This window comes from Bradyrhizobium sp. 2TAF36 (assembly GCF_052114925.1).
GTDB classification, from domain to species: Bacteria; Pseudomonadota; Alphaproteobacteria; order Rhizobiales; family Xanthobacteraceae; genus Bradyrhizobium; species Bradyrhizobium barranii.
The window spans coordinates 1-7838 of record NZ_JBFRFR010000163.1 but is presented as its reverse complement, the minus strand read 5'-3'; the positions used below and the strand labels follow the sequence as shown (position 1 = coordinate 7838).

Annotated in this window: 10 protein-coding genes; 6 read left to right on the top strand and 4 right to left on the bottom strand. The window is 59.3% G+C overall.

The window, feature by feature from the left end:
• Positions 1-100: 100 nt before the first annotated feature.
• Positions 101-319 (bottom strand): hypothetical protein, encoded by a 219-nt coding sequence (locus AB4Z51_RS43425; protein ID WP_283016716.1) that lies wholly within the window; start codon positions 317-319, stop codon positions 101-103.
• 415 nt (positions 320-734) lie between these two features.
• Here AB4Z51_RS43425 and AB4Z51_RS43420 point away from each other — a divergent pair, with 415 nt between their 5' ends.
• The gene (locus tag AB4Z51_RS43420) at positions 735-1016 is read left to right on the top strand and encodes a hypothetical protein (protein WP_283016715.1); all 282 of its coding nucleotides are present in this window, start codon (positions 735-737) and stop codon (positions 1014-1016) included.
• A gap of 265 nt (positions 1017-1281) precedes the next feature.
• Here the strand turns inward: AB4Z51_RS43420 and AB4Z51_RS43415 are convergent, their stop codons facing one another.
• Complete coding sequence (locus AB4Z51_RS43415; protein ID WP_346283364.1) at positions 1282-1785, bottom strand: ATP-dependent DNA ligase; 504 nt, start codon at positions 1783-1785, stop codon at positions 1282-1284.
• A 279-nt stretch (positions 1786-2064) separates the two neighbouring features.
• On the opposite strand from AB4Z51_RS43415, the gene AB4Z51_RS43410 reads away from it, so the two are divergent.
• Together AB4Z51_RS43410 and AB4Z51_RS43405 are read left to right on the top strand one after the other, a co-directional pair.
• Positions 2065-2319 carry a PepSY domain-containing protein gene (locus tag AB4Z51_RS43410; RefSeq protein ID WP_039156949.1) on the top strand — a complete coding sequence of 85 codons (255 nt, stop codon included), beginning with the start codon at positions 2065-2067 and terminating at the stop codon, positions 2317-2319.
• 115 nt (positions 2320-2434) lie between these two features.
• Complete coding sequence (locus AB4Z51_RS43405) at positions 2435-2632, top strand: hypothetical protein (protein WP_135217200.1); 198 nt, start codon at positions 2435-2437, stop codon at positions 2630-2632.
• Positions 2633-2668: 36 nt separating this feature from the next.
• On the opposite strand, the gene AB4Z51_RS43400 is transcribed toward AB4Z51_RS43405, so the two are convergent.
• Positions 2669-3046, bottom strand: a complete 378-nt coding sequence (locus AB4Z51_RS43400) for an NUDIX hydrolase (protein ID WP_135217209.1) — start codon at positions 3044-3046, stop codon at positions 2669-2671.
• Between the two features lie 496 nt (positions 3047-3542).
• Positions 3543-3905, bottom strand: a complete 363-nt coding sequence (locus AB4Z51_RS43395; RefSeq protein WP_135217202.1) for a hypothetical protein — start codon at positions 3903-3905, stop codon at positions 3543-3545.
• Between the two features lie 573 nt (positions 3906-4478).
• Here AB4Z51_RS43395 and AB4Z51_RS43390 point away from each other — a divergent pair.
• The 3 genes from AB4Z51_RS43390 to AB4Z51_RS43380 all read left to right on the top strand — a co-directional run bounded on the left by AB4Z51_RS43390 (position 4479) and on the right by AB4Z51_RS43380 (position 7185).
• Positions 4479-4721, top strand: a complete 243-nt coding sequence (locus tag AB4Z51_RS43390; protein ID WP_135217204.1) for a DUF6894 family protein — start codon at positions 4479-4481, stop codon at positions 4719-4721.
• 449 nt (positions 4722-5170) lie between these two features.
• The gene (locus AB4Z51_RS43385) at positions 5171-6334 is read left to right on the top strand and encodes a sensor histidine kinase (protein ID WP_135217205.1); all 1164 of its coding nucleotides are present in this window, start codon (positions 5171-5173) and stop codon (positions 6332-6334) included.
• Between the two features lie 656 nt (positions 6335-6990).
• Complete coding sequence (locus AB4Z51_RS43380; protein WP_135217206.1) at positions 6991-7185, top strand: hypothetical protein; 195 nt, start codon at positions 6991-6993, stop codon at positions 7183-7185.
• The last annotated feature ends 653 nt before the right edge of the window (positions 7186-7838 follow it).

The window sequence follows — 7838 nt, the reverse complement described above, 5'->3', positions numbered from 1 at the left end:
AGCCAGTACTTCGATCGTACCCCGCGGAGGTCGCGACTGCGCCTGACGATCGCTACCAGCCCGCTGGTCACGCTGGCGGGCCTAGCTCTCCCGGGACGCCTTAGACGACCCTAAACGCGCGGCGTAGATCGCGTGCTCTGACCTCTCGAGCGTACGGGAGTATCTCCGCAACTATGGCGTAGGCGCGCTCTCTGGGCACGCCTAGCGCGACCTTGCCCTTGATGAACTCATCGAGGCCGACCAAAAGTTTACGTTCAGCCTCTGTCATCTGCTGCTGATGAGCGTCGATTTCCTTCTTGAGTGCGCCGTCGTCAGACATCAGTGCTTCACTCTAGTGGGAGCTGTAAATACTCCGCCGGGCAAAGGCCCGCTGGTTCACTGGCGGGCCTACCACCAATAAGCAACCCCTGCCGGTTTACGACAGGGGCTGCCGCGGATGGATGGCCTGAGGCTAGCGCCGGGGGCATCTAGGTGTCACGCCAAGGACCCGCTGAAAGTCAACGCCGCTTGGCGCCTCGCAGCTAGCAGATTTGTTGAGCAGCGCGCACAAATAAGCGGCTTGTTAGACCGTGCGGGTTTGATCACGTGCACCAAGATTGAATACATGTGGTAGTTGCATCAATTGTTCTGCAGTACGCATTGCGATCACCATTCACGCTTAGCGGTTCGCCAGCTTGACCGATCGAAAAGGTCGCGCAAGCCGTGGTCCCCCGACACACGGGCTTTTTAACTCAATGGTGCTGCGCTATTTTAAAGCCATGCCGCGTAGCACAAACCGTAACCTGCCGAGATCTGCGGACCTAATGGCCGCCAAGGACGAGCTTCTTGCTGGTCGACGGATCGTCATTGCTGCTTTGGCTGGACCGCGTCTTAGCGGTAAGAAAGGCATCGTTCTTGGTCAGGGAGCAACGGCCACTCAGGTCAAGGTGCTCTTAGACGGTGCCAAGGGCTACGTGATTCTCCATGCGCGATACGTTGATCTATTCGAGGATCGATCCGCTACCGAGGGGGTCTAGAATGACCGAAATGAAGGCGCGGTACGTTGCTTGGTATGAGCGACCGGTAACCGGCCGGTTCACCGTACTGGATCTTTCACTAGATGTGCCTGCGATCGGAAAAGGCGGGAAGCCTCTGTCTGGCTTGTCGCACTCCACTGCTGAAGCAGAGGCCGATAGACTGAACGCTGCCCGCAGCCGACCGAGGGGCCCAGAAAGGGCATGGACGGAAAGGGGCAATTGAACCGCCGGGCCTTGATTGGGCAGGAGGCGCGCGACCGAACGCTCAGAATTCTCGCGTCATTGCCGGATGGGTCCGGTTCTTCACCTTGATCCAGTCTTTCGAGCGGCCGGCGCCATAACGCCGGTCGCGGCGTTTCGAGACCAGGCCCTCGAGGCCCATGCGGCAGGCGGCGGCGAATAGATCCGGACCGATCTCGGCAGCCTCGAACGGCGCGACGAATATGCCATCAGGCCGGCCGCGCAGCAGCCGCGCCAAATTGGTCTTGCGCATCGTCAATGGCAGCTGGCGCAGGTCCTCGCCGCCAAGCGCGAGGATGTCGAACGCATAGAGCTGAACCTCGTGATCATGCTTGCGCGAGTGCAGGGCGTTGAAGTCCGAGGCGCCGTCGACGCCGAGCACCACGGCCTCGCCGTCGATGGCGAATTGCTGCTCGCGGTTGTTCAGCGCGGCCTCGACGATCCAGGGGTATCGCTTGGTCCAGTCGTGGCCGTTGCGGGTGAAAAGCCGCACGGTCTTGCCCCTCGACGCGCAGGCGATAGCCGTCATACTTGATTTCGTGGATCCAGTCGGGGCCAGCCGGCACCACCTTGGCGGCGGTCGGCAGGCAGAATTCGAACGCGGTACGCATGATGCGGAGATAGGGATCGTCTTTCCCGTAAGAAGGGGCCGCGTTGCCGGTTTTGACCCGAAGCCGACCATCTTGTCCCCAGGGGCCCAAAACGGAAGTCCATTCGTTTGCGTCGATCTGACACCAAGTCCGCGGGCGCGACAGAGGAACATCAATTCAGCGCGCCCGTTGAAGCCTTTCATCGAGAGGAGGCCAAAATGAAGCTTGCCACAATTCTGGTTCTCGGTTCCCTCGCCATTGGCTCAGCAGCGAGAGCAGACCAACCCGGACCTGACTGGATGCCGATGGAGCAAGTGAAGGCCAAGGTCATGGAGTCGGGCTATTCGCAGGTCACTAAGCTTGAAGCCGACGACGGCCAATGGGAGGGCGAAGGCATCAAGAACGGACAGAAGATGGAATTCCACGCCGACCCTAAGACCGGCGTGATCGTGCGCGAAAAGCCAGACCACTAGCTTTGAGAAGATGCAAGGTGGGTGGCCAGTTGTACTTTGAGCCGCCCCCTGAGGGCATTACAGTCATTGACGCATCAGCATCTGGCCCGAAACGACAATCGGGATCGCACTGCAAATGCGCACCAAGGATGTCACCAAGGCCGCCGCGCTCTACATGCTCAAGAATGGTCTTGCGAGCTATAAGGAAGTCGCCGAGCTTTCCGGTCGATCACGGCAACTCATTCGCATTTGGGGGGGGAAGGTTGGTGCACCGGGAGCCCGAAAACGATATCTGAAGAAGGTCTGGACCCGCGCTAAACGGTTGCGCGGTTGACCGCTGGGTTCGAGGCCGCAGTTGCGAGCGCGTGATCTACTTCGGAAACAACTTGTCCCGGATGTAGCGCGACGTGGGCGTGAGTCTGATGCCGCGCGGCTTGCGCCAAGCCGCTTTGTCGATCTCGTTCTTATCGCCGATCCTCAGGGGACCGGACGCCTTCTTGGCCACAAAGATCGCGTCGCTCATCTGTCGTCCGGATTGACGGTTTTTTCCCTTTACCTCTTTCCAGAGCTTCACTGGCCCAAGTTTTAGCTTCGGCAGTTCCTCGGTGATCTCGCGGCGAAGACACTTCCTCTCACTTTCACCCGCACGCTTACGGCCGCCCGGGAACGCCCAGCGCTTATCGCGCCGTCGTCGGACCAGAAGTACTCGCCCATTCTTCGCGGCGACAAGTTTCGAGGATTTAGCCATCTTTCTGCGAATCGATTTCACAATCCGGCATCAGTTTACAGCGGGGTTCGCGCCGCAGTGAAGAGCATCGTTCCCCTATGATTACGGAGCAATCGGTTTACGTCCAAGTCGCTGGTTCGCGCTGGGCCAGACGACTGGTCGCGCTGTGCGTATCGGGCGGGTGAGCGCCGAAGGCGGCTCTTGTGGACCCGCCGATGAAGTCGCCAGCGACCGTTCGGCGCTACTGCGAACGCGCTTGGGGCCGCTCACAAGGCACCTCAGTGCCGCCAGCCGTCCTTGTCGACCTCGACTCGAAAGCCTTCCGGCATACGCGGCACTTCCCCATCGCCAGCAGCGTTGCAGGCCGGACAGGGCGCCCCCGCGCCCCCACAGTTGCAGGCGCGTGGGCCTTCCCAGGGGCGGTCCGGGTGGTTCTCGCAAACCCAGCCGAGATCGTCACAGTTGGCGCACGTCGTAGCCATTGCACCGGCCGCAAGGGGCTTTTCGTCGCTGGACATCAGGCGATTCCGCGCAAGGGCAGCGCTAGCTGCATGTCGAAGCTCCTTGTGGCGTTGGCGGCGATGAAGGCTTGCAGTGCAGAAGAGACCTCGGTGTCAGTGTCAGATGCGCGCTGGGCCAGTGCGTCGGCGACGTCGGAAGTCGCATCTCGCGACCATCCCTCGACGGGATTGAAGGATACAATTCGGACCGGATAGGCGTACTGGCCGGACAGGAGATTTTGCAGGATCGTCTCGAGGTCGGTGTCAGCCTCATCCGTCTCGCGCCAGGCGCAACCGGCGCGAGCGCCGAAGTCTTCAAGCACCAGATAAATGTCGCGGTCGAGGCGGTCGGCCGGCACGATCGAGGGCGAGGAACGCATACGCTACTCCGATACTACAAGGCCGAGAGACGGCCCCGGCTGGCAGGGGCTTAGGGGTTTAAGGCCGGGGCCGCTCCGCCAGCTCTGCCGGCGAGCAAGCGATGACTCAAAATTCCCCCGCGCTCGTCGTTCCTTTGGGACCATCATTCCAAAAATGGGCACTGGCTTGTGTCCGACCTTAGGCGCTGGCCGTACTTCAATGTCCGAAGCTGATCTTTGACGGGCCCTAGCATGGTATATGCAAGCCAGCGGCGAAAGGCGCTCTATCACTCGCGCCGGCAAAAGGGAGGGTGAGCCAGTGATCAACATTGCTGAGTGCCGAGAACATGCTGACCTCTACAAGAGACTTTCTGGCGCGAGCGGCATTTCCAAGGATCGCTCCGACGTCCTGAAAAACATTGCTCGAACTTATGTGGGGTTGGCTGGTCAACTGGATAGACTGGCGTCCCTCACGAGGAACGAACAGAGGTAGGGGTGATGGCCTGCTTCCGGCCTCAGTGGCCTAGTTTGATTTGGGGATGGATGGCCTGCTTTACGAAAAGAACAATTTGAGGTCGGCGTCGTTCTGGTCTGATGAGACGGTATTACTTTGACATCAGAGAGGGTGACGAGATTTTCCCGGATGAGGAAGGTCTGGAGCTCTCAACCATAGAGAAGGTGCAGGAAGAGGCGGCGCGCTCGCTGGCCGATATGGCCCGAGATGCCGTCGGCACCCTAGGGACCAGTGGCCGACAGATGTCGATTGAAGTCCGGGACGACATCGGTCCGGTGCTCCACCTCAAATTCACATTCGCGGTCGAACGGCGCAGGCATTGAGGCCGCCTCCGTTGGCGGGCTGTGTTCCTTCTGTCGGGAACCCGAGTTCTGGTTTATGGTCCCGAGATCACCGCCCAGTCCGAGGCGTCCATCGGTGACTGAGAGTGCTTCATGCTCCCGCCCTATATGCGAGCGGAAGCATGTGTGAAAAGTGCACTCTGTACGACGATAAGATCGCCCGATATCGACGATTGTCACTCGGGATCAACGACCGGCAAACACTGGACGAAATTGCAATCCTGATCGCACAGGCGACGGAAGCGAAGGCCGCCAATCACCCCCCCGCCCCGAAAGAGTAGGGCCGCCTAAGTTTGGCGGCTTCGGTCATTGACCTCTTCAGCCTGCGCCGCCGCTAACAAGCGTTTCTGAACTCACTCGAAGCATGCCGGGCTTTCACCTTAACAAAAGAAACCAGGGCAGAATACTCAACATGCGCAAAGGGGCCGGCTGTGACCAATCCAAGTGAGACACGAGGGCATGAACGCCGGCTGGCGGACTTCATTCGGCAAAACCACGCCGCTATCGTCAAGGAATGGATCGATTTCGCGCGAACTATATCGCCGGCCAGCGACAAGATGACGAAGCTAGCTTTGCAAGATCATGTCGTGGATATTCTCGGGTTTATTGCAGACGACCTCGAATCTGCGCAGACTGCGCGAGAGAGGTTTGATAAATCGCGCGGCGTGGGCCCTCCAGAAAATCCGTTTTCCGAGAGCGCGGCTGAGGTTCATGCCGCTCTTCGCCTTGCCGATGGTTTTGACATCGACCAGATGGTCTCCGAATACCGGGCGCTTCGCGCAAGTGTTGTGAAGCAATGGGTGGCTCATCATCAAGGGCTGGCTGCAACCGATGTTGAAGACCTCACGCGATTCAATGAAGCGATTGATCAGGCTGTCACGGAGTCGGTAGCTCACTACACTAAGACGATTAATGACTCCCGCAATTTGTTCTTGGGCGTGCTGGGTCATGATTTGCGCAACCCCATAGGCGCGGTTTCGATGGGTGCTCAGTGGATGGAGCGATCCGGAATAACAAATCCGAAACAGGCAAAGGTGGTTTCGGAGATTAGGACGGCGGCCGGCCGGGCGACACAAATTTTAAATGACTTACTCGATCTCACGCGCTCGTCCTTCGGTACTGAACTCCCAGTTGTAAAGACCAAAATCGACATGGTGGCGCTCTGTCAGGAGATTGCAGATGAGCTACGCGCCATCCACACGGATCGTGATTTTGAGGTCGCGCACGACGGAGATCCTACGTGCTCGTGTGACGCTGCGCGCCTGGGACAGGTGCTGTCGAACCTGATGGGCAACGCCACCCAATATGGCGACCGAGAGCAGCCCATCACTGTGAGGATCGTAGGCAACGATCCCGGCACCGTCACAATAGCCGTGCACAACATGGGTTCACCAATCCCCACGGACACACAAAAATTAGTATTTCACTCTTGGATGCGCGGCCAGGACGTCAGCGATGATTCTGAGCACAGTACACATCTGGGCCTCGGTCTCTATATCGCGAAATTAATCGTCGAAGCCCACGGCGGCGAAATTTCTGTCGCCTCTAACGAACAAACGGGAACGACATTCTCCCTCCGACTTCCGCGCAGTTGAACTCGCAGGAGCAGGGCTACGCACTTCAAGGCTGTCCTTGGGCGGAGAGCCGGCCCCGGCTTCAGGGGTCGAGGGGGTAGGCCGGGGCCGCTCCGCCAGCTCGGCGGCGAGCCAGCGACGACTCAAACATTCGCCGCCCTTGCGGTTCCTCTGAACGGTCCCCCTGAAAAAGGGGAGCTGTCCGTGGTTAGCTCCGGTGTCCTAAGTTGATTTTGGGGGTGTCCTAATTCGATAGATGAACAAAATCGACAGCTTGGCCGTCTAACTTGAGGACGGTCATTGGGGACCGCCCATCCAGCGCGAATGCGGAATGATGATGTGCGACAAGTGCAAGGAACTGGACGGAAAGATCGAGCGCTACCGTCGTCATGCGACTCGAATAAACGATCAGTTAGCACATGACGGGATCAAAAAGCTCATTGAGGAGATGCAAGTCCAAAGGGCTGCGCTTCATCCCGAGCAAAAGAAGTAAGGCCGCCTCAGTTGGCGATCTCCTCGCCGCCGGTTCACGCTGGCGGGCCTCGGAGGTGAGCAATATTGACCATCACGGGGAACAAAGATGTGCCACCCTCCACCTTATCACCGCGCGGCCCTGGCTTTCATCGGTGATGAGAACGCCATTAGCGCTCCCGCCTCCTCTAGATAGGAGCAGCGCCATGCGTCGGCATTTCACGCAAACCCAATCCCTTGAAGAACGTCTCGCCGAAGAGGCGAAGCGCCTGCATGAACAAGCCGAATTGCTTCCGCATGGCAATCTGCGCGAAACCGTCGAAAGGAAAGCACGGCAGGCTGAAACCGGCTCGCACATCAGCGAGTGGCTGCGGTCCCCCGGTCTAAGAGTCCCCACCTGAAGTTAAGGCCTCCCAGTTGGAGGCCTCTTCGTATGCGCAGTTCGCGCTGGCGGGCCCTGGACCCCAAGCACAAGGCCCTAAAGTTTCCCGCGGCCCAGTCTCGAGAGGGCCCACGGGCTTCCGCTTAGTTAGGGGTCTACAGCCTCAACGGACGGTTGAAGCTCTCACGAAATTTACGGTGCGGGCGATAAAGCGAGCGTAGGGTAGTGAACAGCCCCGCGGGGTTGGCTTCCCCGACGCCRCCCGGTCAGGCCCGGCGCTAGACTTACGGCTGGTGTCGGGCCGTCTGAGTTGGCGGTCTCGTCCACTTAGGAACCCGTTCCACAGAGTGTCGTTCAATACGCATGCCTAGAGAGATCGCCATAGCACTGTGGTCCCTGGCCGCCGCCTGCGTTGTGGCGTTCAGCATGGCTGCAATCGTCGCTCCTCACTGGTCGTAAAAGAGGGCGTTGGGTCACCAGCTTGCGGCCGTCCACCTCGATCGGCTCCTCGAAAAGCCGCCCCCAGCCCTTGGTCATTGCGTGTTTCGGTACCCCATGATTGCGAGCTGCGGGTTGCCACGTTCAAAATCCGGCCGAACCTCGGCGCCGCGATTACCGCAACCCCGGCAGACGAACCGCGGCTCGAGATCGGAGAGCCTTACACTGTCAGGC

Coding starts and splice junctions, on each gene's coding strand:
- AB4Z51_RS43425 (WP_283016716.1), bottom strand. CDS start 319: ATGTCTGACGACGGCGCACTCAAGAAGGAAATCGACGCTCATCAGCAG.
- AB4Z51_RS43420 (WP_283016715.1), top strand. CDS start 735: ATGGTGCTGCGCTATTTTAAAGCCATGCCGCGTAGCACAAACCGTAAC.
- AB4Z51_RS43415 (WP_346283364.1), bottom strand. CDS start 1,785: ATGACGGCTATCGCCTGCGCGTCGAGGGGCAAGACCGTGCGGCTTTTC.
- AB4Z51_RS43410 (WP_039156949.1), top strand. CDS start 2,065: ATGAAGCTTGCCACAATTCTGGTTCTCGGTTCCCTCGCCATTGGCTCA.
- AB4Z51_RS43405 (WP_135217200.1), top strand. CDS start 2,435: ATGCGCACCAAGGATGTCACCAAGGCCGCCGCGCTCTACATGCTCAAG.
- AB4Z51_RS43400 (WP_135217209.1), bottom strand. CDS start 3,046: ATGGCTAAATCCTCGAAACTTGTCGCCGCGAAGAATGGGCGAGTACTT.
- AB4Z51_RS43395 (WP_135217202.1), bottom strand. CDS start 3,905: ATGCGTTCCTCGCCCTCGATCGTGCCGGCCGACCGCCTCGACCGCGAC.
- AB4Z51_RS43390 (WP_135217204.1), top strand. CDS start 4,479: ATGAGACGGTATTACTTTGACATCAGAGAGGGTGACGAGATTTTCCCG.
- AB4Z51_RS43380 (WP_135217206.1), top strand. CDS start 6,991: ATGCGTCGGCATTTCACGCAAACCCAATCCCTTGAAGAACGTCTCGCC.